At 72.3% G+C, this 24,158-nt stretch carries 23 protein-coding genes and 1 riboswitch; of the genes, 12 read left to right on the top strand and 11 right to left on the bottom strand.

Annotated elements, in window-relative coordinates; all coding sequences use genetic code 11:
- Nucleotides 1-100: 100 nt before the first annotated feature.
- The 4 genes from ABT296_RS15385 to ABT296_RS15370 are packed head-to-tail and all read left to right on the top strand — an operon-like array spanning nt 101 to nt 4,924.
- Nucleotides 101-1,438, top strand: a complete 1,338-nt coding sequence (locus tag ABT296_RS15385) for a nucleotide sugar dehydrogenase (protein ID WP_351927289.1) — start codon at nt 101-103, stop codon at nt 1,436-1,438.
- A complete protein-coding gene (locus ABT296_RS15380; protein ID WP_351927287.1) occupies nt 1,435-2,922 on the top strand; it encodes a glycosyltransferase family 2 protein in 1,488 nt (495 codons plus the stop codon). The genes ABT296_RS15385 and ABT296_RS15380 overlap by 4 nt, the downstream gene beginning before the upstream one ends.
- Entirely contained in the window at nt 2,919-3,212 is a 294-nt protein-coding gene (locus ABT296_RS15375; protein WP_351927285.1) for a hypothetical protein, read from the top strand. Before ABT296_RS15380 ends, ABT296_RS15375 begins: the two co-directional genes overlap by 4 nt.
- Nucleotides 3,209-4,924, top strand: coding sequence for a polysaccharide deacetylase family protein (locus ABT296_RS15370; RefSeq protein WP_351927283.1), 1,716 nt, complete (start codon nt 3,209-3,211; stop codon nt 4,922-4,924). The genes ABT296_RS15375 and ABT296_RS15370 overlap by 4 nt, the downstream gene beginning before the upstream one ends.
- Nucleotides 4,925-5,018: 94 nt before the next feature.
- Here the strand turns inward: ABT296_RS15370 and groL are convergent, their stop codons facing one another.
- The 4 genes from groL to thrC all read right to left on the bottom strand — a co-directional run bounded on the left by groL (nt 5,019) and on the right by thrC (nt 9,183).
- The gene (groL, locus tag ABT296_RS15365) at nt 5,019-6,641 is read right to left on the bottom strand and encodes a chaperonin GroEL (protein ID WP_351927281.1); all 1,623 of its coding nucleotides are present in this window, start codon (nt 6,639-6,641) and stop codon (nt 5,019-5,021) included.
- A 351-nt stretch (nt 6,642-6,992) separates the two neighbouring features.
- Nucleotides 6,993-7,196: a cold-shock protein gene (locus tag ABT296_RS15360; RefSeq protein ID WP_004986573.1), complete on the bottom strand. Its 204-nt coding sequence runs from the start codon at nt 7,194-7,196 to the stop codon at nt 6,993-6,995.
- Between the two features lie 431 nt (nt 7,197-7,627).
- Nucleotides 7,628-7,903 (bottom strand): MoaD/ThiS family protein, encoded by a 276-nt coding sequence (locus tag ABT296_RS15355; protein WP_351927279.1) that lies wholly within the window; start codon nt 7,901-7,903, stop codon nt 7,628-7,630.
- Complete coding sequence (gene thrC, locus ABT296_RS15350; protein ID WP_351927277.1) at nt 7,900-9,183, bottom strand: threonine synthase; 1,284 nt, start codon at nt 9,181-9,183, stop codon at nt 7,900-7,902. Before thrC ends, ABT296_RS15355 begins: the two co-directional genes overlap by 4 nt.
- An 18-nt stretch (nt 9,184-9,201) precedes the next feature.
- Nucleotides 9,202-9,359: riboswitch (SAM riboswitch) on the bottom strand.
- Between the two features lie 173 nt (nt 9,360-9,532).
- On the opposite strand from thrC, the gene ABT296_RS15345 reads away from it, so the two are divergent.
- On the top strand, nt 9,533-10,477 hold the full coding sequence (locus tag ABT296_RS15345) for a glucosyl-3-phosphoglycerate synthase (protein WP_351927275.1): 945 nt from the start codon (nt 9,533-9,535) through the stop codon (nt 10,475-10,477).
- 62 nt (nt 10,478-10,539) lie between these two features.
- Nucleotides 10,540-11,928: an alpha,alpha-trehalose-phosphate synthase (UDP-forming) gene (locus ABT296_RS15340; protein ID WP_351927273.1), complete on the top strand. Its 1,389-nt coding sequence runs from the start codon at nt 10,540-10,542 to the stop codon at nt 11,926-11,928.
- Between the two features lie 92 nt (nt 11,929-12,020).
- Here the strand turns inward: ABT296_RS15340 and otsB are convergent, their stop codons facing one another.
- The 3 genes from otsB to ABT296_RS15325 form a co-directional block, all read right to left on the bottom strand.
- Nucleotides 12,021-12,872: a trehalose-phosphatase gene (otsB, locus tag ABT296_RS15335; protein WP_351927271.1), complete on the bottom strand. Its 852-nt coding sequence runs from the start codon at nt 12,870-12,872 to the stop codon at nt 12,021-12,023.
- Between the two features lie 61 nt (nt 12,873-12,933).
- A complete protein-coding gene (locus ABT296_RS15330) occupies nt 12,934-13,167 on the bottom strand; it encodes a DUF3263 domain-containing protein (protein WP_351927269.1) in 234 nt (77 codons plus the stop codon).
- Nucleotides 13,168-13,201: 34 nt separating this feature from the next.
- Complete coding sequence (locus ABT296_RS15325) at nt 13,202-14,470, bottom strand: ABC transporter substrate-binding protein (RefSeq protein WP_502977251.1); 1,269 nt, start codon at nt 14,468-14,470, stop codon at nt 13,202-13,204.
- Nucleotides 14,471-14,575: 105 nt separating this feature from the next.
- Here ABT296_RS15325 and ABT296_RS15320 point away from each other — a divergent pair, with 105 nt between their 5' ends.
- The 3 genes from ABT296_RS15320 (at nt 14,576) to ABT296_RS15310 (ending at nt 17,778) form a co-directional block, all read left to right on the top strand.
- Nucleotides 14,576-15,517 (top strand): ROK family protein, encoded by a 942-nt coding sequence (locus ABT296_RS15320; protein WP_351927267.1) that lies wholly within the window; start codon nt 14,576-14,578, stop codon nt 15,515-15,517.
- Between the two features lie 83 nt (nt 15,518-15,600).
- Nucleotides 15,601-16,731, top strand: coding sequence for an N-acetylglucosamine-6-phosphate deacetylase (gene nagA, locus ABT296_RS15315; protein ID WP_351927486.1), 1,131 nt, complete (start codon nt 15,601-15,603; stop codon nt 16,729-16,731).
- Nucleotides 16,732-16,848: 117 nt separating this feature from the next.
- Entirely contained in the window at nt 16,849-17,778 is a 930-nt protein-coding gene (locus ABT296_RS15310) for a 1-phosphofructokinase family hexose kinase (protein ID WP_351927265.1), read from the top strand.
- A gap of 11 nt (nt 17,779-17,789) precedes the next feature.
- Here ABT296_RS15310 and ABT296_RS15305 read toward each other — a convergent pair whose 3' ends face one another.
- Together ABT296_RS15305 and cdgB are read right to left on the bottom strand one after the other, a co-directional pair.
- On the bottom strand, nt 17,790-18,740 hold the full coding sequence (locus ABT296_RS15305) for a carbohydrate-binding protein (RefSeq protein ID WP_351927263.1): 951 nt from the start codon (nt 18,738-18,740) through the stop codon (nt 17,790-17,792).
- Nucleotides 18,741-18,858: 118 nt separating this feature from the next.
- Complete coding sequence (cdgB, locus tag ABT296_RS15300; protein ID WP_351927260.1) at nt 18,859-20,511, bottom strand: diguanylate cyclase CdgB; 1,653 nt, start codon at nt 20,509-20,511, stop codon at nt 18,859-18,861.
- Between the two features lie 348 nt (nt 20,512-20,859).
- Between cdgB and ABT296_RS15295 the strand changes: the two genes are divergently transcribed.
- Together ABT296_RS15295 and ABT296_RS15290 are read left to right on the top strand one after the other, a co-directional pair.
- Nucleotides 20,860-21,447, top strand: a complete 588-nt coding sequence (locus ABT296_RS15295; RefSeq protein WP_351927258.1) for a flavin reductase family protein — start codon at nt 20,860-20,862, stop codon at nt 21,445-21,447.
- Nucleotides 21,448-21,496: 49 nt separating this feature from the next.
- Nucleotides 21,497-21,979 carry a GNAT family N-acetyltransferase gene (locus tag ABT296_RS15290; RefSeq protein WP_351927256.1) on the top strand — a complete coding sequence of 161 codons (483 nt, stop codon included), beginning with the start codon at nt 21,497-21,499 and terminating at the stop codon, nt 21,977-21,979.
- Nucleotides 21,980-21,986: 7 nt separating this feature from the next.
- Here ABT296_RS15290 and ABT296_RS15285 read toward each other — a convergent pair whose 3' ends face one another.
- On the bottom strand, nt 21,987-22,829 hold the full coding sequence (locus ABT296_RS15285; RefSeq protein WP_351927254.1) for a sigma-70 family RNA polymerase sigma factor: 843 nt from the start codon (nt 22,827-22,829) through the stop codon (nt 21,987-21,989).
- A 121-nt stretch (nt 22,830-22,950) separates the two neighbouring features.
- Nucleotides 22,951-23,388, bottom strand: a complete 438-nt coding sequence (arfB, locus tag ABT296_RS15280; RefSeq protein WP_351927252.1) for an alternative ribosome rescue aminoacyl-tRNA hydrolase ArfB — start codon at nt 23,386-23,388, stop codon at nt 22,951-22,953.
- 168 nt (nt 23,389-23,556) lie between these two features.
- Between arfB and ABT296_RS15275 the strand changes: the two genes are divergently transcribed.
- Nucleotides 23,557-24,132: a TerD family protein gene (locus tag ABT296_RS15275; protein WP_217128641.1), complete on the top strand. Its 576-nt coding sequence runs from the start codon at nt 23,557-23,559 to the stop codon at nt 24,130-24,132.
- Nucleotides 24,133-24,158 lie beyond the last annotated feature (26 nt).

Raw genomic sequence — 24,158 nt, 5'->3', positions numbered from 1 at the left:
ATATCACTTTGTGACTATTACGCACGTCAACACGAGCAGTGGAGTGACCCCCGACGACCCGGTGGCACCCGGCACGGGGCGCTGGGCGGAACGTTCCCTCATGGGGGACGGCCGCGGGCCGGACGCCCTGCGCGGCCTCACCGTCGCCGTCGTCGGCCTGGGCTACGTGGGCCTGCCCACCGCCCTGGCGCTGTGGGGAGCCGGGGCCGCCGTCGTGGGCGTGGACACCAGTGCCCGCCGGCTGAACGACATCCGGGAGGGCGTCGTCGACCTCCTCCCGGCCCAGCACGCCCTGCTGGCCTGCGCCGAGAACACCCGCGACCTGCTGCTGACCACCGACGCGGACGCGGTGCGCGACGCGGACGCCGTCGTGATCTGCGTCCCCACCCCGGTGACCGCCGACCACGAACCCGACCTCACCGCGCTGCGCACCGCCTGCGCCTCGGTGGTGGAGCGGGCGGTACCGGGCCAGCTGATCGTGCTGACCTCGACCAGCCATGTGGGCACCACCCGTGACCTGCTGATCCGCCCGCTCGCCGCCCGCGGTCTGACCGCCGAGCGCGACGTCCTCGTCGCCTTCGCCCCCGAGCGCATCGACCCCGGCAACGCCCGCCACACCCCGGAGACCACTCCCCGCCTGGTCGGCGGCGCCGGACCCCTCGCCTCCCGCGCCGCCGCCTTCCTGCTGGCGGCCACCGCCGCCGAGGTGCACGAGGTGGCCGGGCCGGAGACCGCGGAGATGGCCAAGCTCTGGGAGAACGTCTTCCGCGCCGTCAACATCGCCCTCGCCAACGAGCTGTCCGACGCCTGTCTGCACCTCGGGCTGGCCCCGCTCCCGGTGATCGAGGCGGCGGCCACCAAGCCGTACGGCTTCCTGCCCTTCTACCCCGGCCCCGGTGCCGGCGGCCACTGCATCCCGTGCGACCCCTACTACCTGCTCGGGCAACTGCCGGACGCGGGGCGGCAGGACACCGAGCGGACGGACACCGGGGGGACGGCCGCGGGGCGCACCACCGCGGGTCCGTCCGCGCCCGTCGTGCGCGCCGCGATGGCCGCCCTGCGGGAGCGCCCGGCGCGGATCGCCGCCCGCGCGGCCGAGCTGCTGCGGGCCGACGGGGTGCGGCCCGCCGGCGCCCGGATCCTGGTCCTCGGCGTCGCCTACAAGGAAGGGGTGTCGGACATCCGCGAGTCCCCGGCGCTGCGGCTGCTGGCCCTCCTCGCCGAACAGGGCGCCGACGTCCACTACAGCGACTGCCATGTGGACTCCCTCGACATCGCGGGACGCGCACTGCGGTCCGTGCCGCGGCCCCGGGAGGAGCACTGGGACCTGGTGGTCGTGCACACCGCGCACCCCGACACCGAACTGGACTGGCTCGACCGGGCACCCCGGGTCCTGGACACCCGCCACCGCCGGCCCGCCCCGGCCACCGCCCGATGAGCGCCCCCGCCGGACTCCGCCCACCGGACACCGCACCGCCCGCCGCCGCCGGCTCGGCCGCCCGCCGTAAGCTCCGGGCCACCGCGGACACCACCCTCGACCGCCTCGAACCCCGTGAACGGGCCGCGCTGGTACGGCTGCTGGTGCTCCTCGCGCTGCTTCCGGTCCTGCTGCTGATCGCCCACCGCGCGGTCCGGCTGCCGTACGGGGCCGGGCTGCTGACCTGCTACGGCCTCACCGTGCTCGTCGGCTCCGCCGGTCTGCTCTACCTCGCCCACGCCCGCTACGACGACCCGGCCGAGCGCACCCTGCGCCGCCGCGCCCGCGGCCACGAGGCGTTCCCGGCACTGCCCGACCGGCCCCGGGTCAGCTTCCTGCTCGCCGTCAAGGACGAGGTCGGCAACGTCGAGGACTGCGTCCGCTCCATGGCCGCCTCCGACTGGCCCGACCTCCAGATCGTCGTCGTCGACGACGGCTCACGGGACGGCACCGGCGCCGTACTCGACGCCCTCGCCGGTGAACTCGGCGTCACCGTGCTGCGGTTGGCGGAGAACGTCGGCAAGAAGGCCGCCCTGGTGCGGGCCTGCGCGCTCGCCGACGGCGAGGTGCTGGTCTTCACCGACTCCGACTGCGTCGTCGCGCCCGACGCGGTCTCCCGCTGCGTACGGGCGATGGTCCGGCACCCGGAACTGGGCGCGGTCAGCGGACACTGCCGGGCCCTGAACGCCTCCGCCGGCCCGCTGACCCGCCTCCAGGACATCTGGTACGAGGGACAGTTCAGGATCGCCAAGGCCGCCGAGTCGGTCTACGGCTCGGTGTCCTGCGTCTCCGGGCCGCTCGCCGCGTTCCGCCGCGAGGCCGTCTACAACTACCTGCCGGCCTGGGCGGCGGACCGGTTCGCGGGCGCCCCCTTCCGGTTCGCCACCGACCGCCAGCTGACCGGCTATGTGCTGGGGCAGGTCTGGCGCGGCCGGGCCCTCAAGCGCCGGCACGCCGACTCGCCCTTCGTCAGCTCCGAGGACCACCCCGAACGGCGCTGGCTGGTGGGCTACAGCCGGTCGGCGCTGGTGTGGACGAACGTGCCCTCGCGCTGGCGGCCCTTCCTGCACCAGCAGGTCCGCTGGAAGAAGAGCTTCATCCGCAACCTCTTCTTCACCGGCGGCTTCATGTGGCGCCGCGGACCGGTGCCGGCCCTGCTCTACTACGGCCACGCCCTGTGGGTGCTGGCCGCTCCCCCGCTGGTCTTCTGGCACCTGGTGTGGGCGCCGCTGCACTGGGGGGCGGCCCTCACGGTGCTGTACCTGTGCGGTGTCCTGCTCAAGGGCGTGCTGTGGGGCCTGGCCTACCGCGTCGACAACCCGGGCGACCGGCGCTGGCGCTGGCGCCCGCTGATGAGCCTGCTCTCCTGCTGTGTCCTGGCGTGGCTGCTGCCGTACGCCGCGCTCACCCTGCGCCGCGGAATCTGGACGAGGACCCCCGTATGACCCGAGCGACCCCCACCGACCGCGCGCACCACGCGCCCAAGGCCCCACCGCACCCCCCACGCCCGGCGCCCCCACCGCGCCCCACCACGAACCACGCCGCCCCATCCCCGACAACACGCGCCCCGCACCGCACACCCGCAGCCGGCACCGGACGCGCCCCGCACCGCACGTCCGCGGCCAGGACCGCACGCGCCCTGCGCCGCGCGGCCCGCCTGCTGCTCACCGCCCTCACCGCGGTGGCAGCCGCCCTCCTCTATTACGTCGTCCTCACCCGCGGCGGTACCCCATGACCGACGAACCCGCCCGCCCCGGCCACCAGGGCCCCCGGCCCTCGACCACCGAGCCGCGGCCGACCGCCCAGGACGCGACCGGCCCCGACGGCGGGCCCTCCGCCGACTCCCCGCCGAAGGCCCGGCACCACTGTCGAACGGAAGAACCGCTCCCCGGCACCACTCCCTCCCACAGCCCCCTGAACCCGGCATCTCGGGACGGTGGCCGCGGCCGGCTCCGCCTCCCCTTGACCCGGGTCGTGCTCGGCGCGCTCGCCCTGGCCGTGTTCGCCGCGCCCTTCGCCGCCGCCTGGCAGTACGAGGCCGGACGGCGCACGGTCTCCGCCCAGGTGCCGGCGCCCGGGCGGGAGGCGGACGCGCGGCCCCGCGCCGAGGCCGCCCGCACCGCCGCCGCGCCGGTCGTCCTCGCCTACCACGACATCGCCCCGCGCCCCCGGGGCCGCTACACCCTCACCCCCGAGCGGCTGGACGCCCAGCTGTCCGCGCTGGCCGCCGCCGGCTACCGGACCCTGTCCACCGCGGAGTTCACCGAGTTCCTCGCCACCGGCCGCACACCCGCCCCGCGCACCGTCCACCTCACCTTCGACGACGGCACCCGCGGTCTGTGGGCGTACGCCGACCCGGTCCTGGCCCGGCACGGGATGCGGGCGGCGGCCTACCTGATCACCGGTGCCGTGGACACCCACCGCCCCTACTACCTGTCCTGGAGCGAGATCGGGCGGATGGCGGACTCGGGCCGCTGGGACTTCCAGGACCACACCCACCTCGCGCACCGCCGGGCCCCCGTCGACGGGTCCGGGCGGCCCGGTTCGGTCCTGGCCAACCGGCTGTGGCTGCCCGGGGAACGGCGGCTGGAGAGCGCGGCGGAGTACCGGGCCCGCGTCGAGCGGGACCTCGACCGCTCGCTGGGCGCCTTCGCCGATCACGGGCTGCCCCGGCCGCGGCTGTTCGCCTACCCCTACTCCGAGACGGGCGGCGCGACCAACCAGAGCGACGGCCGCACCACCGTGCTGCGCGAACTGCTGGCGGACCGCTTCACCGCGACCCTCACCAACACCACCTCCCGTCCGCTGCCGGCCGGCCCGCGCGCGGCCGCCGCCGGACAGGTGCGGCGGCTGGAGGTACTGGGCTCGACCACCCCGGGCGGGCTGCTGCGCGCCCTGGCCGACTGGACGACGCTCGCCCCCGGTGACGTACCTCGGCCGCTGCGCCGCCCCGGGCAGTGGCGGGACGCGAACGGCGGTCCGGCCGGCACGGCCGCGCTGACCGGCGCCGGGCCGGAGACGGGGACGTACGCCTCGGCCGCCCATCTGCCCCTGGCCACGGCGGGCTGGCGGACGTACCGGGTGGCCGCGACCGCGGACCGGCTGCGCGGGACCGGGACCGGGGTGTCGGTCGAGGTGGGCCACGGCAGCCTCGAACCGTGCGTGATCACCCTGGGGGCCAACGGGCTGCGGGTGACTCAGAGGCGGGACGGGGCGCGGCCGGTGGTCACCGTGCGGCGGCTGGACCCGGCGCGGCAGCACCGGCTGGCCGTGGAGGTGTCGCCGCGCGCGGTGCGGATCACGGTGGACGGCGAGGTGTCGCTGAAGGTGCGGGTGCGCGACGGGGCGCGGCCCGCGCGGACGGACGGCGGCCTGGCGCTCGCCGTCCGCAACGACGCCCCGGACACCGCCTGGCCCCGGTTCACCTCGCTGCGCGTCTCCCCCTGACCCGGGGTACCGGGTCCGGACACGCCGGAGGGCGGCACCCCCCTCGATGGGGAGTGCCGCCCTCCGTCAGGACGTGGATCAACCGTCAGGTCGATCAGAAGTCCATGTCACCGCCCGGCATGCCGCCCGGAGCGGCCGCGGCGGCCTTCTCCGGCTTGTCGGCGATGACGGCCTCGGTGGTGAGGAACAGCGCGGCGATGGAGGCGGCGTTCTGCAGCGCGGAACGGGTCACCTTCGCCGGGTCGATGATGCCCTCGGCGATCATGTCGACGTACTCGCCCGTGGCGGCGTTCAGACCGTGGCCGACGGCCAGGTTGCGCACCTTCTCCACGACGACGCCACCCTCGAGACCACCGTTGACGGCGATCTGCTTGAGCGGGGCCTCCAGCGCGAGCTTCACGGCGTTGGCACCGGTCGCCTCGTCGCCGTCGAGCTCGAGCTTCTCGAAGACCGCGGAGGCCTGGAGCAGGGCCACGCCACCACCGGCGACGATGCCCTCCTCGACGGCCGCCTTGGCGTTGCGCACGGCGTCCTCGATGCGGTGCTTGCGCTCCTTGAGCTCCACCTCGGTGGCGGCACCGGCCTTGATGACGGCCACGCCGCCCGCGAGCTTCGCCAGGCGCTCCTGGAGCTTCTCGCGGTCGTAGTCGGAGTCGCTGTTCTCGATCTCGGCGCGGATCTGGTTGACCCGGCCGGCGACCTGCTCGGAGGAGCCGGCGCCGTCGACGATCGTCGTCTCGTCCTTGGTGATGACGACCTTGCGGGCCTTGCCCAGCAGGTCCAGGGAGGTGTTCTCGAGCTTGAGACCGACCTCCTCGGAGATGACCTCGCCGCCGGTGAGGATGGCGATGTCGTTCAGCATCGCCTTGCGGCGGTCGCCGAAGCCCGGGGCCTTGACGGCAACGGACTTGAAGGTGCCGCGGATCTTGTTGACGACCAGGGTCGACAGGGCCTCGCCCTCGACGTCCTCGGCGATGATCAGCAGCGGCTTGCCCGACTGCATGACCTTCTCCAGCAGCGGGAGCAGGTCCTTGACGGAGCCGATCTTGGAGTTGGCGATCAGGATGTACGGGTCGTCCAGGGACGCCTCCATACGCTCCATGTCGGTGGCGAAGTACGCCGAGATGTAGCCCTTGTCGAAGCGCATACCCTCGGTGAGCTCCAGCTCCAGACCGAAGGTCTGGGACTCCTCGACGGTGATGACGCCTTCCTTGCCGACCTTGTCCATGGCCTCGGCGATGAGCTCGCCGATCTGGGTGTCGGCGGCGGAGATGGAGGCCGTGGAGGCGATCTGCTCCTTGGTCTCGACGTCCTTCGCCTGCTCCAGCAGGGCGGCGGAGACGGCCTCGACGGCCTTCTCGATACCGCGCTTCAGGGCCATGGGGTTGGCGCCGGCGGCGACGTTGCGCAGGCCCTCGCGGACCAGCGCCTGGGCGAGAACGGTCGCGGTGGTCGTACCGTCACCGGCGACGTCGTCCGTCTTCTTGGCGACTTCCTTGACCAGCTCGGCGCCGATCTTCTCGTACGGGTCCTCGAGCTCGATCTCCTTGGCGATGGAGACACCGTCGTTGGTGATCGTGGGGGCGCCCCACTTCTTCTCGAGGACGACGTTGCGACCCTTGGGGCCGAGCGTCACCTTGACGGCGTCCGCGAGCTGGTTCATGCCGCGCTCGAGGCCGCGCCGCGCCTCCTCGTCGAACGCGATGATCTTGGCCATGTGAAGTGGTCCCTCCAGGACTGGGGGTGATTCCTCGGACCGCGCCCGCGCCCGCGACGGACGGCCTGCCTGCCTCGTGGTTCCTTGCCCCACCCGGCCTGCGGCCTCACCGACCCGGTCCTTCGTTGTCACTCTCACCTTCAGAGTGCTAACGCCAATGATTAGCACTCGACCCATGCGAGTGCAAGCGGCTCTCGGGGATCGAACCCCACTCCTTCGGGGCGGCGACCCCGCGCCGGACCCCGTGCGGGCACGGCCGCGGGCATGCGGAAGGGCCCGCACCCGAGGGGTTGGGTCCCTCCGGTGCGAGCCCTTCAGCAGAAGACTCGCTTGCGGTTCTCGGTCGCGCGTTCAGGCAGTGACGCGAACCATGTCGGCCTGCGGGCCCTTCTGGCCCTGCGAGATCTCGAACTCGACCCGCTGGCCCTCTTCCAGGGTGCGGTAACCGTCCATCTGGATCGCGCTGTAGTGGACGAAAACATCCGCACCACCGTCGACCGCGATGAAGCCGTACCCCTTCTCCGCGTTGAACCACTTGACGGTGCCCTGAGCCATGCCTAACTCCCCTATTACTGGCCCTTGCACAGATCCGCACTTCGCGGATCCGGGTCAGACCTCACCCCCCAGTCGTATTGGGGGCGTGCGCCGGAACGCGTCGACCGCGGCTGAATGTATCTGTCCAACTGCCGTCTGCAACAGGTCAATCGGACGAGAATTCTGGACGCACGAGGTCCGGAATGTAGTAAGAATTCGCCTGCATTCAGGGCAAGTCGGGCCCCGCAAAAGAAGCAAATGACGCAAAAGACCCGCACACTTTGGCTGTTTCTCATCGCCTGGAGGTCGGAGCTCATATGCGTCCGGCAAGCGGGGAACAGCTGGTTCCCCAACTCTACCGTGCTCAATCAAGCAGAATTGCCCCCTCCGTTTCTCTTACGGAGAGGGCAATTCGATGAACTCTCGGTGACATACGTTACCGAAGGTAACGATCAGCCGCCGGCGACCGCCGGAATGATGGAGACTCCGGCGCCCTCGGGGGTCGCCGTCTCCAGACCCTGCTCGAAGCGGACGTCGTCGTCGTTGACGTAGACGTTCACGAAGCGGCGCAGCTTGCCCTGGTCGTCCAGGACGCGGGCGGCGATGCCGGTGTGGTTCTTCTCCAGGTCGGCGATGACCTCGGCGAGGTTGGCGCCCTCGGCGGCGACCTCGGCCCGCCCACCGGTGTAGGTGCGCAGGATGGTGGGGATGCGGACGGTCACGCTCATGCGAGGCCAGCCTCTCGGAAGGAGTCCAGGTTCGGGCGGATGGTGGCGGTCAGGCCGGTGCCGGCCACCGCGTCGAGGGTCTTCAGGCCGTCGCCGGTGTTGAGGACGACGGTCGTCTTCGCCGGGTCGAGCAGACCGTTCTTGATCAGCTTCTGCGTCACGCCGACCGTCACACCGCCCGCCGTCTCGGCGAAGATGCCCTCGGTGCGGGCCAGCAGCTTGATGGCGTCGACGACTTCCTCGTCGGTGACGTCCTCCACCGCGCCGCCGGTGCGGCGGGCGATGTCCAGGACGTAGGGCCCGTCCGCCGGGTTGCCGATGGCCAGCGACTTGGCGATGGTGTTCGGCTTCTGCGGGCGCACGACGTCGTGGCCCGCCTTGTAGGCCACCGACACCGGCGAGCACCCCTCGGCCTGGGCACCGAAGATCTTGTACGGCCTGTCCTCGACCAGACCGAGATTGATCAGCTCCTGCAGGCCCTTGTCGATCTTCGTGAGCTGCGAGCCGGAGGCGATCGGCACCACGATCTGGTCCGGCAGCCGCCAGCCGAGCTGCTCGCAGATCTCGTACGCGAGGGTCTTGGACCCCTCCGCGTAGTACGGGCGCAGGTTGACGTTGACGAAGCCCCAGCCCTCGCCGGCCGGGTCGCCGATCAGCTCGGAGCAGAAACGGTTCACGTCGTCGTAGTTGCCCTCGATGCCGACGAGTTCACCGCCGTAGACCGCGGCCATGACGACCTTGCCCTGCTCCAGGTCGTGCGGGATGAACACGCACGAGCGCAGGCCCGCCCGGGCGGCGGCGGCACCCACCGCGCCGGCCAGGTTGCCGGTGGAGGAGCAGCTGAGCGTGGTGAAGCCGAAGGCGCGCGCGGCCTCCAGGGCCTGGGCGACGACCCGGTCCTTGAAGGAGTGCGTCGGGTTGCCGGAGTCGTCCTTCACGTACAGCCCGCCGGTGACGCCGAGTTCGCGGGCGAGGTTGTCGGCCTGGACGAGCTTGGTCCAGCCGGGGTTCAGGTTGGGCTTGTCCGCCACGTCCGAGGGGACGGGCAGCAGGGGCGCGTAGCGCCAGATGTTCGCGGGTCCCGCTTCGATCCGCGCGCGGAGCTCCTCGGTGTCGTACGCCGAGAAGTCGTAGGCGATCTCCAGCGGGCCGAAACACTCCTCGCACGCGAAGACCGGGCCGAGCGGGACGCGGTGACCGCACTCGCGGCAGCTCAGGGCGGCGGCGGGACCGAGGTCGACGGTGGGATTTCCGGTGCTTGCGGCAGTCTGCACAGCCATGTGAGGCGAGGCCCTTTCTCCTCATCTTCCTCACGACGCATTTCGCCGTGAGACGGATTTGGCACCTTCCCGAGCCGGGAGCCCCGCAGGGCGATCGACGGTGATCGCTACGAGAACCGACTGGAGGGTTGCCGGGGCTTCATCGGGCCGTGTCCCTCTGCCCCTCTGGATGAGCGGTATTCGGTTGTGGGCGCTGACGGCCCCCGACATGCGATGGTCATCAGCGTTGTTCAAGACTGTAACCGAAGGCCAGGACAGTTGAGAGAGCCGTCCGAACCGCGAGATGGATCACATGGGGCGTTCATGCTGGTCCGGAGCTCGCCGAGAGATCGCAGAGGAGCCGCGCACTGTGCTGGAAGAAACCGAGCGCTGGCTGAGCACCCGCTCCTGGTCCGTGACCGACCGCCCGCTGCACCAGATCATGGCCGCGAAGCGCGCCTCGGGCCAGTCGGTCTCCGTCGTGCTGCCCGCCCTCAACGAGGAGCGGACCGTCGGTGACATCGTCGCCGTGATCCGGCACGACCTGATGCAGCAGGTCCCGCTGGTCGACGAGATCGTCGTGATCGACTCCGGTTCCACCGACCGCACCTCCGAGGTCGCCGCGGCGGCCGGGGCGACGGTCGTGCACCGGGACGCGATCCTGCCCCGCCTGCCCGCGGTGCCCGGCAAGGGCGAGGTGCTGTGGCGCTCGCTGCTGGCCACCCGGGGCGACATCGTGTGCTTCGTCGACGCGGACCTGAGGGAGTTCTCCTCGGACTTCGTCTCGGGCATCGTCGGCCCGCTGCTCACCGAACCCGGGGTCGACCTGGTCAAGGCGATGTACGACCGCCCGCTGGGGCAGGCCGCCGGACAGGGCGGCCGGGTCACCGAGCTGATGGCCCGCCCGCTGCTGAACATGCACTGGCCGCAGCTCGCCGGATTCGTGCAGCCCCTGGGCGGGGAGTACGCGGCCCGCCGCTCGCTGCTCGAACAGCTCCCCTTCCCCGTCGGCTACGGCGTGGAGCTGGGCATGCTGATCGACTCGCTGCACCTGGTGGGCCTGGACGCGCTGGCCCAGGTCGACGTGGGGGTGCGCAAGCACCGGCACCAGGACGGGCAGGCGCTCGGCCGGATGTCCGCGGCGATCTACCGCACCGCCCAGCTCCGCCTGGCCCGCGGGCACCTGGTCCGCCCCGCGCTGACCCAGTTCGAGCGCGGCGAGGACGGTTTCGAGCCGCGGACGTACTCGGTGGACACCGAGGAACGGCCGCCGATGGTGGAGATCGCCGAGTACGCCGCACGCAAGGTGGCCTGACACATTCCCCCGCCGACTGCTCGTACGTTTGAGCGTTTACGACACGGGCTAGGTTGGAGCACATGGCTTCCACGCACGATGCTGCCCGGGTGCTGGTCGCGTCGAACCGCGGCCCGGTCTCCTACGAGGTCCAAGGCGACGGCTCGCTGCGCGCCAAACGGGGCGGGGGCGGACTGGTGTCGGGGCTCTCGGCGATCGGGCCGGACGCCGGTGCCCTGTGGGTGTGCTCCGCGCTCTCCGACGGCGACCGCGAGGCGGTCCGCCGCGGGGTCGGCGAGGACGGTGTGCGGATGCTCGACATCCCGGCCGAGGTGCACTCCGACGCCTACAACGGCGTCGCCAACTCGGTGCTGTGGTTCGTCCACCACATGCTGTACCAGACGCCGCTGGAGCCGGTCTTCGACGCCGCTTTCCGGCGGCAGTGGGAGAACTACCGGCGCTACAACCTGGCCTTCGCCGAGGCGCTGGCCGGCGACGCGGCCGACGGGGCCGCGGTCCTGGTGCAGGACTACCACCTGACGCTGGTGCCGGGGATGCTGCGCGAGCTCCGCCCCGACCTGCGCATCGGCCACTTCTCGCACACCCCGTGGGCGCCGGTGGACTACTTCCGCATCCTCCCTGACGACGTGGCGCGGGAGGTCCTCGACGGCATGCTCGGCGCCGACCGACTGGGCTTCCTCACCCGGCGCTGGGCGGACGCCTTCACCGCGTGCAGCACGGAGCTGGCGGGGGGCCTGGGCGCCACCGAGGTCGGCGTGCACGGGCTGGGCGCGGACGCGGACTTCCTGCGCGCGCGGTCGCACGAGGCGGACGTCGCCGAGCGCATGGCGGCGCTGCGGACGGAGATCGGCGCGGGCCGCAGGACGATCGTCCGGGTGGACCGGACCGAGCTGTCGAAGAACATCGTGCGCGGGCTGCTGGCCTACCGGCATCTGCTTCAGGACCGCCCCGAGTGGCGCGAGCGGGTCGTGCACGTCGCCTTCGCCTACCCCTCCCGGCAGGACCTCGCCGTCTACCGCGAGTACACGGCCGAGGTGCGCCGGCTCGCGGACGAGATCAACGACGCCTTCGGCACCCCGGGCTGGACGCCGGTGGTGCTGCACGTCAAGGACGACTTCGCCCGCTCCCTGGCCGCCTACCGGCTCGCCGACGTGGCCCTGGTCAACCCGGTCCGGGACGGCATGAACCTGGTCGCCAAGGAGGTGCCGGTCGTCTCCGACGAGGGGTGCGCGCTGGTGCTGTCGCGGGAGGCGGGCGCGTACGAGGAACTCGGCGAGGACGCGATCGTGGTGAACCCCTACGACGTGCTGGCCACCGCGGACGCCCTGCACGAGGCCCTGACGATGCCGCCCTCCGAGCGCGCCGAGCGCACCAAGCGGCTGGCCGGCGCGGCCACGGCGCTGCCCCCGGAGCAGTGGTTCCTGGAGCAGCTGCGGGCCCTCACCGCCTGAGCCGAGGCAGAGGCGCCGGCGGCAGTGGGTTCAGCCCAGTGCTGAGGGCCCTCACCTCCTGAACCAAGGCAGAGGCGCCGGCGGCCGTGGGTTCAGCCCAGTGCGGCCGCCAGCCGGTTCAGCAGGTCCACCACTCCGGCCGGTCCCTTCACCACCAGGTCGGCCCGTTCCTCCAGCTCGGGGACCTCCTCGCTGCCGCTGCACACCAGCAGGCCCGGGGTGCCGTCGGCGCGCACCTTGTCGACGGCCGCGTAGGCGGGCAGGTCGCCGAGGTCGTCACCGGCGTAGAGGACCGAGGCCGCGTCTCTCTCGCGGAGGTGGTCCAGCAGGGCGACGCCCTTGTCCATGCCCGGCGGGCGCAGTTCGAGGACCATCCGGCCCGGTTCGACGATCAGTCCGTGGCGGGTGGCGAGTGCGGTGAGGGGGTCGCGCAGCGCCTCGAAGGCGGCCTGCGGGTCGCTGGCGCGGCGGGTGTGGACGGCGAGCGCGCGGCCCTTCTCCTCGATCCAGGTGCCGTGCCAGGCACCGACGCCGTCGAGGACGCCGGGCAGTTCGGCACGGACGGCGGCGACCCCGGGGTCGGGCTCGGGCGCGGTGACGGTGCCGGTGGCGGCGTCCCAGCGTTCGGCGCCGTAGTGGCCGAGGACGACGAGGTGTTCGAGGCCGGGGACGCCGGCGAAGCCGCCGTTGCGGACGGCGACGCCGGCCGGGCGGCCGGTGACCACCGTGACGGCGGCGACCTTCGGCGCGAGGGCGGCGAGCGCGGGCACCGCGTCGGGGTGGGCGCGGGCCCGGTCGGGGTCGGGGACGATCGGCGCGAGCGTCCCGTCGAAGTCGAGCGCGATCACCGCGCGCTCCGGCCGTTCGAGGATCGCCGCGAGCCCGGCCCGTCCGGCGGGGGTGGCGGGGGTCGGCAGGGAGGTCGAGTCCTGGTGGCTGCCCATACGGGCGACCCTACCGAGACGGGGGGCGTGCGGTCAGCAGGGCATCCGCCCGGCGACGGGTTCAGCGCTCGCTTCTGCGGGAGTCCCGGACCCGGCGCAGGCGGTTGACGGTGACCGGGTCGTGGGCGAGGGCCCGGGCGTCGTCGAGGAGGGCGTTGAGGAGCTGGTAGTAGCGGACGGGGGCCAGGCCCAGCTCCTCGCGGATCGCCCGCTCCTTGGCGCCGGGGCCGGCGAAGCCGCGGCGCTCCAGGGCGAGGACGGCCTGTTCCCTGGGGTTCAGCGGGTCCTGTTGCACGGGCCCACGGTAGCCCCCGGCACCGACAGCGCGGCTACTCCGCGGCCTCCTCGGCGGCCGCCGTGGCCTGGAGCTCGCGCAGCACGGTCGCCGGGTCGCCGCTGGAGGAGACCGCCTTGCCGATCCGCTTCTTCACCTCGGCGCTGACCGCGGCCCAGGAGGTGCGGCCCACCGGGTACAGCTCGGAGGAGGACAGGGCCCGCAGGAAGGGCTTCAGGTCGGCGTCCTGCTCGGCCGTGCTCATGATGTCGGAGACGGCGTTCGTCACGGGCAGCAGGTTGTACTCGCGGGAGAAGGCGAGCACGTTCTCCTCCTCGTAGACGAAGTCGAGGAAGTCGCCGACCTCCTCGGCGTGGCCGTTCTGCTTGAACGCCATCATCCAGTCGGCGACGCCCATGGAGACCTCGCTCGGCCCGTCGGCGCCGGGCATCGGCACCATGCCGAAGTCGACGCCCTTGGCCTTGGCCGCCTTCATCAGCGAGGGGTGCCCGTTGAGCATGCCGACCTCGCCGTCGGTGAACGCCTCGAAGGCGTCCGCGCGGTTCAGGGCGGCGGGCGCGCCCGGGCCGGTCAGGCCCTGGCCGACCAGTTCGTCGTTGAGCCAGTCGAACGTGGCGATGTTCTCCGGCGAGTCGATGTTGTAGGTGCCGGCGTCGGTGTCGGTGTAGCCGCCTCCGCCGCTGAGCAGCCACTGCATGGTCTCGGCCTGGGCCTCCTCCGGCCCGAGCGGCAGCGCGTACGGGTACTTCACGCCGTTCGCCTTCAGCGCCTCGGCGTCGGCGGCCAGCTCCTGCCAGGTGGTCGGCGCGGATATGCCGGCCTGCTCGAAGAGGTCCTTGTTGTAGAACAGCAGCCGTGTGGAGGAGGCGAAGGGCATCCCGTACTGGATGCCCTTGACGGCGCCCGCCGAGGCGAACTGGGGGAGGAAGTCGGCCTGGGTGGTGATCGAGAGCAGCTCGCTGGCGGTGTAGAGCTTCCCGGCCTTCGCGTAGTCGGCGTACGCGCCGATCTGCGCCAGGTCGGGGGCCTTGCCGGCGTCGACGAGCTCCTTGACCTCGCGGTCGACGTCGGTCCAGGAGTACACGCTGACCTCGACCCGTACGCCGGGGTGGTCCTTCTCGTACTCCTCGGCGAGGGCGTTCCAGTACTTGCCGGAGCTGTTGGCCGCGCTGTCGCCGTAGTCGGCGGCGACGAGCCTCAGCGTGACCTCGTCCGATCCGCCGGTCAGGCCGCAGCCACCGAGCACCGCCGTCATACCGAGGGCGGACACCGCCGCGATCATTGCCGTCCTGCGCCGCTGCACTGCTATGTCCCCAACCCGAAGCGAAATCTTTCGAAACAACGTCATAAGGTCTACACCACCGTAGTGGACTAGACCTCTCATGGGTAGACGGGCCACACTGTCTTCGTGAGACATGTCATCGCCCTCGACGTGGGCGGCACCGGGATGAAGGCCGCCCTGGTCGGGGCCGACGGCGCCCTGCTGCACCAGGCCCGCCGGCCGACCGGACGCGAGCGCGGCCCCGACGCGGTCGTCGCGGGCATCCTCGACTTCGCCGCCGAGCTGCGCGCCCACGGCGTGGAGACGCTCGGCGAGCCCGCCGTCGCGGCCGGCCTCGCCGTCCCCGGCATCGTCGAGGAGGCCACCGGGGTCGCCGCCTACTCCGCCAACCTGGGCTGGCGCGACGTCCCGCTGCGCGACCTCGTCGGCGCGCGGCTGGGCGTCCCCGCCGCGCTCGGGCACGACGTGCGCACCGGCGGCCTCGCCGAGGGCCGCATCGGAGCGGGCCGGGGCACCGACCGGTTCCTGTTCGTGGCGCTGGGCACCGGCATCGCGGGCGCGATCGGCCTGGACGGCCGGGTGGAGGCGGGGGCGCACGGCTTCGCGGGCGAGATCGGCCATGTCGTCGTACGCCCCGGCGGCAGCCCCTGCCCCTGCGGACAGCACGGCTGCCTGGAGCGGTACGCCTCGGCCGCGGCGGTCAGCGAGGCGTGGGCGGCCGCGAGCGGCGATCCGGAGGCGGACGCCGCGGACTGCGCGAAGGCCGTCATGTCCGGCGACCCGAACGCCGTACGCGTCTGGCGGCAGGCGGTGGACGCCCTCGCGGACGGCCTGGTCGGCGCCCTCACCCTGCTGGACCCGCGCACCCTGATCATCGGTGGCGGCCTCGCCGAGGCGGGGGAAACCTTGTTCGCACCACTGCAGGACGCCGTCCGGCAGCGGGTCACGTTCCAGAAACTGCCGGCCATCGTCCCGGCGGCCCTCGGCGACACGGCGGGATGCCTGGGCGCCGGGCTGCTGGCCTGGGATCTCCTCGACACTACTCACGGCACGGAGGTAACGACCTGATGGCAACTCCCCCAGGGGCGCGGGACGGCGACGGGCTGCGGCTCCGCCGCGGGGCGCGACCGGCCCCCACCGGCCGGCAGACGATCCTCAAGGGAGCCCACGCAGCCCTTCCCACGGGACTCGTCCGCAACGGCGAGGTGGTCTTCGAGGGCGACCGGATCGTCGCGAGCGCCCAGGAGAACGCCCAGGTCATCGACGTAACCGACCACTACGTGGTGCCCGGCTTCGTCGACCTCCACAACCACGGCGGCGGCGGAGCCTCCTTCACCTCGGGCACCGTCGAGGAGGTGCTCCGGGGCATCGAGACCCACCGCCGGCACGGCACCACCACCCTGGTCGCCTCCACCGTCACCGGCGACATGGACTTCCTCGCCCAGCGCGCGGGCCTGCTCTCCGAACTCGCCGAGCAGGGCGACATCGCGGGCATCCACTTCGAGGGTCCGTTCATCTCCCCCTGCCGCAAGGGCGCGCACTCCGAGGAACTCCTGCGCGACCCCGACCCGGCCGACGTGCGCAAGCTGATCGACGCCGCCCGCGGCAGGGCTGCCATGGTCACCCTCGCCACCGAACTGCCCGGCGGCATCGACTCGGTGCGCCTGCTCGCCGAGCACGGCGTCATCGCGGCGATCGGTCACACGGACGCCACCTACGAGCAGACCGTGGCCGCGATCGACGCGGGCGCCACCGTGGCGACCCACCTCTTCAACGCGATGCCCCCGCTCGGCCACCGCGCCCCCGGCCCGATCGCCGCCCTGCTGGAGGACGACCGGATCACCGTCGAGCTGATCAACGACGGCACCCATCTGCACCCCGCCTCCCTCCAGCTGGCGTTCCGTCACGCGGGCGCGGACCGGGTCGCGTTCATCACCGACGCGATGGACGCGGCCGGCTTCGGCGACGGCCGCTACATGCTCGGCCCGCTGGAGGTGGAGGTCGCCGACGGCGTCGCCCGCCTGGTGGAGGGCGGCTCGATCGCGGGCTCCACCCTCACCCTGGACCGCGCCTTCAAGCGCGCGGTGACGGTCGACGGGCTGTCCGTCCCGGACGCGGTGACGGCCCTGTCCGCCAACCCGGCCCGGCTGCTCGGCATGGCCGACACCATCGGCTCCCTGGAGCCCGGCAAGTACGCCGACCTGGTGGTCCTCGACTCCTCCTTCGACCTCAAGGGCGTGCTGCGCCGGGGTGAATGGGTGGTCGATCCCCAACTGGGCTGATCCGTCCGGCAGCGGTACGGACGGCGGTCGCCTTCGAGGACTGGGACGACCGCCGTCTGTTTGGCATGATCAGGCCCGGAAGAGACGGCACCACTTTTCGGGGGGAGGTCGGCCCGGGTGATCCTCACGGTCACACTGAACACCGCTCTCGACATCACCTATCGCGTACGGGCGTTGCGCCCGCACGCCTCCCACCGGGTCACCGAGGTCCTCGAACGCCCCGGCGGCAAGGGCCTGAACGTGGCCCGGGTGCTGGCGGCCCTCGGACACGAGGTGACCGTCACCGGCCTGGTGGGCGGTGCCACGGGCCGGGTGATCCGCGAACGGCTCGCCGCGGTCGGCGCGGTGAGCGACGCCCTCGTCCCGGTCTCCGGCGCGACCCGCCGCACGATAGCCGTGGCCGACGACCTCAGCGGCGACACCACCCAGCTCAACGAGCCGGGCCCGATCGTCACCCCCGCCGAGTGGTCCGCCTTCCAGGAGTCCTACGGCCGGCTGCTCGCCTCCGCCGACGCGGTGGCCCTGTGCGGCAGCCTCCCGCCGGGCGTTCCGGTCGGCGCCTACGCCGGGCTGGTCCGCGCGGCGCGCGCCGCGGGCGTTCCCGTCCTGCTGGACACCAGCGGCGAACCCCTGCGCCGTGCCGTCGCCGCGCGCCCCGACATCGTCAAGCCCAACGCCGACGAGCTGGCCGAACTGACCGGTTCCCACGAGCCGTTGCGGGCCGCCCAGGACGCCCGCCGGCGCGGTGCGCACACGGTCGTGGCCTCGCTCGGCGCCGGGGGCCTGCTCGCCCACACCCCGGAGGGCCGCTGGCGGGCGGCTCCGCCCGGCACCCTGCGCGGCAACCCGACCGGCGCGGGCGACGCGGCGGTCGCGGGTCTGCTGTCGGGCCTGGTGGAGCGACTCCCCTGGCCGGACCGCCTGATCCGGGCCACGGCCCTGTCCGCGGCGAGCGTACTGGCCCCGGTGGCGGGCGAGTTCGACCGCACGGCCTACGAGGAGCTGCTGACCCGGGTGGCGGTGACGGCGGAGGCCAGCGCGGCCTGAGCGGGGCGGCCCTAGTTCTTGACCTGGCCCGCCTTGACCCACATCTGGTCCAGCAGGACGTTGCACTTGTCGCCGTCGCCGCAGGTGACCGAGATCGTGTTGGTGCCCTTGTTGAGGGTCGGGTAGGCGTACGTCGTGGTCCAGCCCTTGGCGAAGTCGCCGTCCGCGGCCTTGGCGTAGTTCTTCATGCTCAGCTTGGTGCCGAACGGCTTGCCGTTGACGGTGAGCGTCATCGACTGGTCCTCACCGGCCGCGCTGTACCGCGCGAACAGCGTGTACGCGCCGTCCTCCGGGATGCCGTCGACGGTCCAGGTGACCGAGGCGCCGGGCTGGTTCAGGCCGGCGACGTAGGTGCCGTTCTCGGACTGGGCGCCCTCCACCTCGGAGGCGGTGGCCACGCCCGGCGAGAGCCGCATCGTCTTGGCGTCCGACGTGGGCAGCTCCACCTCCTTCTCCGGCTCGCCGCCCTGTGAGGGAGTCGCCTCCTCGCTCGCGGTCTGCGTCGGCGACGAGTCGACCTGGTTCGCGTCGCCGCCCTCGCCGTCGTCGCCGCCCGCCATCGCCACCGCGATACCGATCACGACCGCGGCCACCACCGCGACGGCGCCGATCAGGAGCCCCTTGGTGTTGGGGCCCCGTCCGCGGCCACCGCCCCCGCCGTAGGAGGGCATCGCCTGCTGCTGGGTGGTCGGGGCACCGCCGGGGAGGGTCTCCGGGGCCGTGTAGTGCGCGTTCGCCTGACCGTAGGCGCCCTGCTGCTGGGGGACCTGGCCGTAGCCGGCCGGTTGCGCCTGCTGCTGGCCGTACTGGCGCTGGCCGACCGACCGCACCCGGTTCACCGAGTTCGGGTAGCCGTAGCCACCGGACGGGGGCTGGGCTCCGTTGGCCTGCCCGTCGGCGTAGAGGTAGCCGAACGGGTCGTCGTCCTCGGGCGTATGGGCGCCGTTGTTGCCGGACGTCATCCCTTGGTCTCCTCACCAGGTGCGGGGCGGATGCGGTACGTGTGACGAAGGGCGAGCCTACCCGCTCTGACTGACCCGAACGGGTGACTCGGACCGCATCAGCTCGCTGACCTGGGAATCACCCGGCGCGTCTGTGCTGTTTGGGACGAGATCGTTTCTCTACGTACATCCGCTCGTCGGCGGACTTCAGCACCTCGTCCGCCGTCATGCCGCAGTGCGCCCAGCCGATGCCGAAGCTGGCGCCCACCCGCATGGCCCGGCCGTCGACCCGGATGGGCTGGATGATCTCGTTGCGCAGGCGTACCGCGAGGTCCTGGGCGTCGGCCCGGCCGAGTCCGTCGGCGAGGACGACGAACTCGTCGCCGCCGAGGCGGGCCACGGTGTCGCCGTCGCGGACGCCCCGGGTGAGCCGGCGGGCGACCTCGATGAGAACCGCGTCACCCGAGTTGTGCCCGAACCGGTCGTTGATCGACTTGAAGCCGTCGAGGTCGCAGAAGAGCACCGCGAGCCCCTTGGTGCCGTCGTCGTATTCACTCTCCGGGGCGACGGTGTGCACATGGTGGTCGTAGCCCTCGAGGGAGTCCGCGCCGGGCGGGAAGTCGAAGCCGTGGCCGTTGACGTCGAAGGCGGGGTGGCCGTAGGCCGCGTCGAGGGTCTCCAGCTCGCCCGCCTGGGCGGGGCGCCGGCACAGCCGGGAGGAGAGGCGGGCGCGCAGCTCGGCGGAGTTCGGCAGGCCGGTCAGGGAGTCGTGGGAGGCGCGGTGGGCGAGGTGGAGCTCGCGCCGCTTGCGCTCCTCTATGTCCTCGACGTGGGTGAGCAGGAAGCGGGGGCCGTCGGCGGCGTCGGCGACCACGCTGTTGCGCAGGCTGACCCAGACGTAGGTGCCGTCCCGGCGCCCGAGCCTGAGCTCGGCCCGGCCGCCCTCGGCGGAGGTCCGCAGCAGGGTGCCGATGTCCTCGGGGTGGACGAGGTCGGAGAAGGAGTAGCGGCGCATCGCGGCGGCCGGGCGGCCCAGCAGCCGGCACAGGGCGTCGTTGGTGCGCAGGATGCGGCCGTGCTGGTCGCCGCCCATCTCGGCGATGGCCATGCCGGAGGGGGCGTACTCGAAGGCCTGCCGGAAGCTCTCCTCGCTGGCCCGCAGCGCCTGCTGTTCGCGCTCCAGGCGGACCAGGGCCCGCTGCATGTTGGCGCGCAGCCGCGCGTTGCTGATCGCGATGGCGGCCTGGAAGGCGTACATCTGCAGGGCCTCGCGGCCCCAGGCACCCGGCAGCCGGCCGTTGCGCGGCCGGTCCACGGACAGGACGCCGATCAGCTCGCCGGAGCCGCCGCCGTGCGCGCCGGGCGTGTACATCGGCGCGAAGAGCCGGTCGGAGGGGTGCCACTCGTCCTCGAAGCGGGGCGCGGGACCGTCGGTATACCACTGCGGGACGTCGTCGTCGTCGAGGACCCAGCCCTCGGTGTGGGGTATGAACACCAGGTCGCCCCAGTGCTCGCCCATGCCGAGCCGGCGGTCCCAGGACTCGCGCGAGCCGACCCGGCCGGTGATCAGCGCCTCGGCGGCGGGGTTGCCCGCGAGCGCGGCGACGACCAGGTCGCCGTCCTGCCGGACCAGGTTGACGCAGGCCAGCTCGTAGCCGAGGCCGTTGACCACGCCGTCGGCGACGGTCTGCAGTGTGTCGGCCAGGCTGCGTGCGGTGTTCATGTCCGCCATGACCTGGTGCAGTTGTCGCAGGGTCGCAAGACGGACGTACGGCTCCGACTCGGTCTCCATGCTCGCCCTCCCCCCGAGACCTCGCAGTGAATGAAGGGTTGTCTTCGGCGTCTTTTCCGCGCGGCGCGCTTGCTGTTCTTGATGAAGGTCCCCGGCCACTGAATCACAGCGCGCTGCCCACTCGGTACACAGGGTCAACAATTAGTGCCCCTTGTGACTCAAGTCACAGCGAAAGATGAACAATTGAGCGGGGTTTCTGCATTTTTCCTGTGCGTTTCCTGAACGCAAAGTTTGTGCACTGCGCGAAGTCATTCGACTCCGCTGCGGAGTGTCCGTCGAAGGTCCTAGGTCCGTTCTCGGACCCGGGCCCGATGCGACGGTCCCGAGGGGGAGATTAGCGTTTCCGGCGTGCCGAACACTCCCCCCGCCCCACTCTCCCCCCTCTCCCCGCTCACCGCGCCCGCCGCCGCCGGGCATGCTGAGGGGGTGAGCAACGACGAGTTCCGCGCCGCCATGTCCCGGCTGGCCGCGGGAGTGGTCCTGGTGACCGCCTTCGAACCGCCCCTGAGCCCGGACGGCCCGAAGGGCGAGGACGTCGGCATGACCGCGACGGCGTTCATGTCGGTCTCCCTGGACCCGCCGCTGGTGCTGGTCAGCCTGCGGAACGGATCGCGCATGGACGACCTCCTCGACGAGCAGCCCCTGTGGGCGGTCTCGGTGCTGTCCGAGCGCCAGCGCCACATCGCCGGCCGCTTCGCCATGAAGGGCCGCATCAGCGACCGCCTCCTCTTCGAGGACGTCCCCCATGTCCGCGGCGAAGCGACCAGGGCCGCGCTGCTGGGCGGCGCGCTCGCCACCCTGGAGTGCCGCACCGAACAGCGGACGGTCGCGGGCGACCACACACTGGTCGTCGGACGCGTTCTGACGGCCGAAGTGCCGGGCGCGGAGGGCGGTCCGCTCACCTATTTCCGCGGTCGCTATCGCCAATTGGGCTGAGCCCGAATTCGGATGGCGCAGGGTGAGCGCGCGCTCTACGGTTCGCCCCATGACGACCGCCACCGGCCCCCGCCTCGACACGCTCACTCCGAGGAATGTCGAGGACGCTCTCGCCATCCGGATCCGCCCGGACCAGGAGCACGCCGTCGAACCGGTCGCGCATTCCCTCGCCGAGGCCTACGTCTGGCCCGGGGTCGCCTGGCCGCGCCTGATCGTCGACGACGGCCGGGCGGTGGGCTTCCTGATGGCCTTCTTCGACATCGACTGGAAGGGCGACGGCTCCGTCGTCCGCTCCGGCCTGTGGCGGCTGAACATCGCCGCGGCGGAACAGGGCCGCGGCTACGGCCGCTTCGCGGTGGAGTCCGTGGCGCGGGAGCTGCGCCGCAGGGGCGGCACCGAGCTGTACGTCACCTGGCACCCCGGCCCGACCGGCCCCGAGCGCTTCTACCTCGCCCTCGGCTTCGAACCGAACGGCGAGACCAGCGGGGGCCAGACGGTCGGGGTGCTGAATCTTGCGGAAGACAGGCCCTAGCGGGGCCTCAGAGGGGCACGACCTCCATCCGGGCCAGCCGCTCGGGGTCCTTCACGATGTCGATGACGGCGATCCGCTCGCCCACGACCGTCAGGTCCAGCACCCGCTCGGGCCGCCCGTCCACCAGCAGCACCAGGCCCGCCCGGCCGTCGACGAGCGCGGGCCGGGTGACTTGGGCGAGCGCGGCGAAGCGGGAGGCGTTGCCGGCCACCTCGCGGGCGCCCGCGAGGACACCGGCCTCGGTGTGGGCCACCACGTCGGGGTCGAGGACGTCGACGAGCCCCTGGATGTCGCCCTCGCGCGCGGCGGCCAGGAAGGCGTCCACGACCGCCCGCTGCCGCGCCGGATCGGCGTCCGAGGGCCGCGCCCCGCGCACCCGGCGCCGGGCCCGGCTGGCCAGCTGCCGGGCCGCCCCGGGGGTACGGCCGACCACGGTCGCGATCTCCTCGTAGTCCACCGCGAACAGGTCGTGCAGCACGAACGCCAGCCGCTCGGCGGGAGTGAGGTTCTCCAGTACGACGAGCAGGGCGACGCCCACCGAGTCGGCGAGCAGCGCGTCCCGCTCGGGGTCTGCGCCGGTGTCCGGCCGGGCGCCGACGGCGTCCAGCGGCTGCTCGGCGCGCGAGCCGCGGGAGCGGAGCAGGTCGAGGCAGACCCGGCCGACCACGGTGGTCAGCCAGCCGCCGAGGTTGTCGATCCGTTCCGGCCCGGACCGGCTGAGCCGGAACCAGGCCTCCTGCACGGCGTCCTCCGCCTCGGCGGACGAGCCGAGCATGCGGTGGGCGACGGCCAGCAGGCGTCCCCGGTGCGCCTCGAAGCGCCGGGCGAGAAACTCGTCGTCCGTGGTCATGGGTCCGTCACACCTCTCGTCGGGAACACGCGCTCACCGACATGACGGACGCCGGGCCGGCTCTGTGACGGCGATGTGTCGGCGACTTGGTGCCGGTGCCGGCGATGTGACGGAGCCGGGGTTATCCCCAGTCCCGCCCGGAGCGCCCGCGCTTGGTGTCCGAGCGCTGCTTCTTCTCCCGCAGCCGGCGCTCGTTGATGCCCCGCGGGATGCGGGTCGCCCGGCGCGGCCTGGGCGGGGGCGCGGTGGCCTCGGCGAGCAGGGCGGCCAAGCGTACGGCCGCGGTCTCGCGGTTGCGCCACTGGGAGCGGTGCTCGGAGGAACGGACACTGAGGACGCCGTCGGTCAGACGTCCGGCGAGCCGCTCCAGCGCCCGCTGCTTCCACACCTCGGGCAGCGCCTCGGTGCGCGCCAGGTCGAAGCGCAGCTCCACCTGCGAGTCACTGGTGTTGACGTGCTGACCGCCGGGCCCCGACGAACGCGAGAAACGCCACATCAGCTCGGCCTCGGGGAGCGAGACGGAGCCGCGGACGACATAAGGACCGGACATGCCGTCCATGGTCCCGCCTCTGTCCGGTCCACGTCACGCGAATTACGTCCCGGACTGCTCCGGAAGGCCGAGTAAAGAAAGTAAAGCGGGCTGGAACCTCGCGTACCCCTCTCGACGTTCATAGGGGTAGCTGTAGCTTCGTGCTCGTACGCAAAACGAGGGAAGGGACTCCCAACAATGGCTGTAAGCCTGTCCAAGGGTGGCAACGTCTCGCTCACCAAGGAGGCTCCGGGCCTGACCGCCGTCACCGTGGGCCTCGGCTGGGACGTCCGCACCACCACCGGCACGGACTTCGACCTCGACGCCTCGGCGATCGCGGTGAACACGCAGGGCAAGGTCTACTCCGACGGCCACTTCGTGTTCTTCAACAACAAGCAGACCCCGGACAGCACCATCGTCCACACCGGTGACAACCGCACCGGTGAGGGCGCCGGCGACGACGAGGCGATCAACGTCAACCTGGCCGGCCTCCCGGCCGACATCGACAAGATCGTCTTCCCGGTCTCGATCTACGACGCCGAGAACCGCTCGCAGAACTTCGGCCAGGTCCGCAACGCCTACATCCGCATCATCAACCAGGCCGGCGGGGCCGAGATCGCCCGCTACGACCTGTCCGAGGACGCGGCGACCGAGACCGCCATGGTCTTCGGCGAGCTGTACCGCAACGGCGCGGAGTGGAAGTTCCGCGCGGTGGGCCAGGGCTACGCCTCCGGCCTGGTCGGCATCGCCCAGGACTTCGGCGTCAACGTCTGAGACGCCCGCGGTCGAGGCTTCGGCGC

This window comes from Streptomyces sp. NPDC000983 (assembly GCF_040299205.1).
Classification (GTDB): domain Bacteria; phylum Actinomycetota; class Actinomycetes; order Streptomycetales; family Streptomycetaceae; genus Streptomyces.
This window is presented reverse-complemented; position numbering and strand designations above follow the sequence as displayed.

Coding starts and splice junctions, on each gene's coding strand:
- ABT296_RS15355 (WP_351927279.1), bottom strand. CDS start 7,903: ATGAGCGTGACCGTCCGCATCCCCACCATCCTGCGCACCTACACCGGT.
- ABT296_RS15370 (WP_351927283.1), top strand. CDS start 3,209: ATGACCGACGAACCCGCCCGCCCCGGCCACCAGGGCCCCCGGCCCTCG.
- ABT296_RS15385 (WP_351927289.1), top strand. CDS start 101: ATGGGGGACGGCCGCGGGCCGGACGCCCTGCGCGGCCTCACCGTCGCC.
- groL (WP_351927281.1), bottom strand. CDS start 6,641: ATGGCCAAGATCATCGCGTTCGACGAGGAGGCGCGGCGCGGCCTCGAG.
- ABT296_RS15275 (WP_217128641.1), top strand. CDS start 23,557: ATGGCTGTAAGCCTGTCCAAGGGTGGCAACGTCTCGCTCACCAAGGAG.
- ABT296_RS15290 (WP_351927256.1), top strand. CDS start 21,497: ATGACGACCGCCACCGGCCCCCGCCTCGACACGCTCACTCCGAGGAAT.
- ABT296_RS15375 (WP_351927285.1), top strand. CDS start 2,919: ATGACCCGAGCGACCCCCACCGACCGCGCGCACCACGCGCCCAAGGCC.
- arfB (WP_351927252.1), bottom strand. CDS start 23,388: ATGGACGGCATGTCCGGTCCTTATGTCGTCCGCGGCTCCGTCTCGCTC.
- ABT296_RS15285 (WP_351927254.1), bottom strand. CDS start 22,829: ATGACCACGGACGACGAGTTTCTCGCCCGGCGCTTCGAGGCGCACCGG.
- ABT296_RS15360 (WP_004986573.1), bottom strand. CDS start 7,196: ATGGCTCAGGGCACCGTCAAGTGGTTCAACGCGGAGAAGGGGTACGGC.
- ABT296_RS15380 (WP_351927287.1), top strand. CDS start 1,435: ATGAGCGCCCCCGCCGGACTCCGCCCACCGGACACCGCACCGCCCGCC.
- otsB (WP_351927271.1), bottom strand. CDS start 12,872: ATGGGCAGCCACCAGGACTCGACCTCCCTGCCGACCCCCGCCACCCCC.
- ABT296_RS15340 (WP_351927273.1), top strand. CDS start 10,540: ATGGCTTCCACGCACGATGCTGCCCGGGTGCTGGTCGCGTCGAACCGC.
- cdgB (WP_351927260.1), bottom strand. CDS start 20,511: ATGGAGACCGAGTCGGAGCCGTACGTCCGTCTTGCGACCCTGCGACAA.
- ABT296_RS15305 (WP_351927263.1), bottom strand. CDS start 18,740: ATGACGTCCGGCAACAACGGCGCCCATACGCCCGAGGACGACGACCCG.
- thrC (WP_351927277.1), bottom strand. CDS start 9,183: ATGGCTGTGCAGACTGCCGCAAGCACCGGAAATCCCACCGTCGACCTC.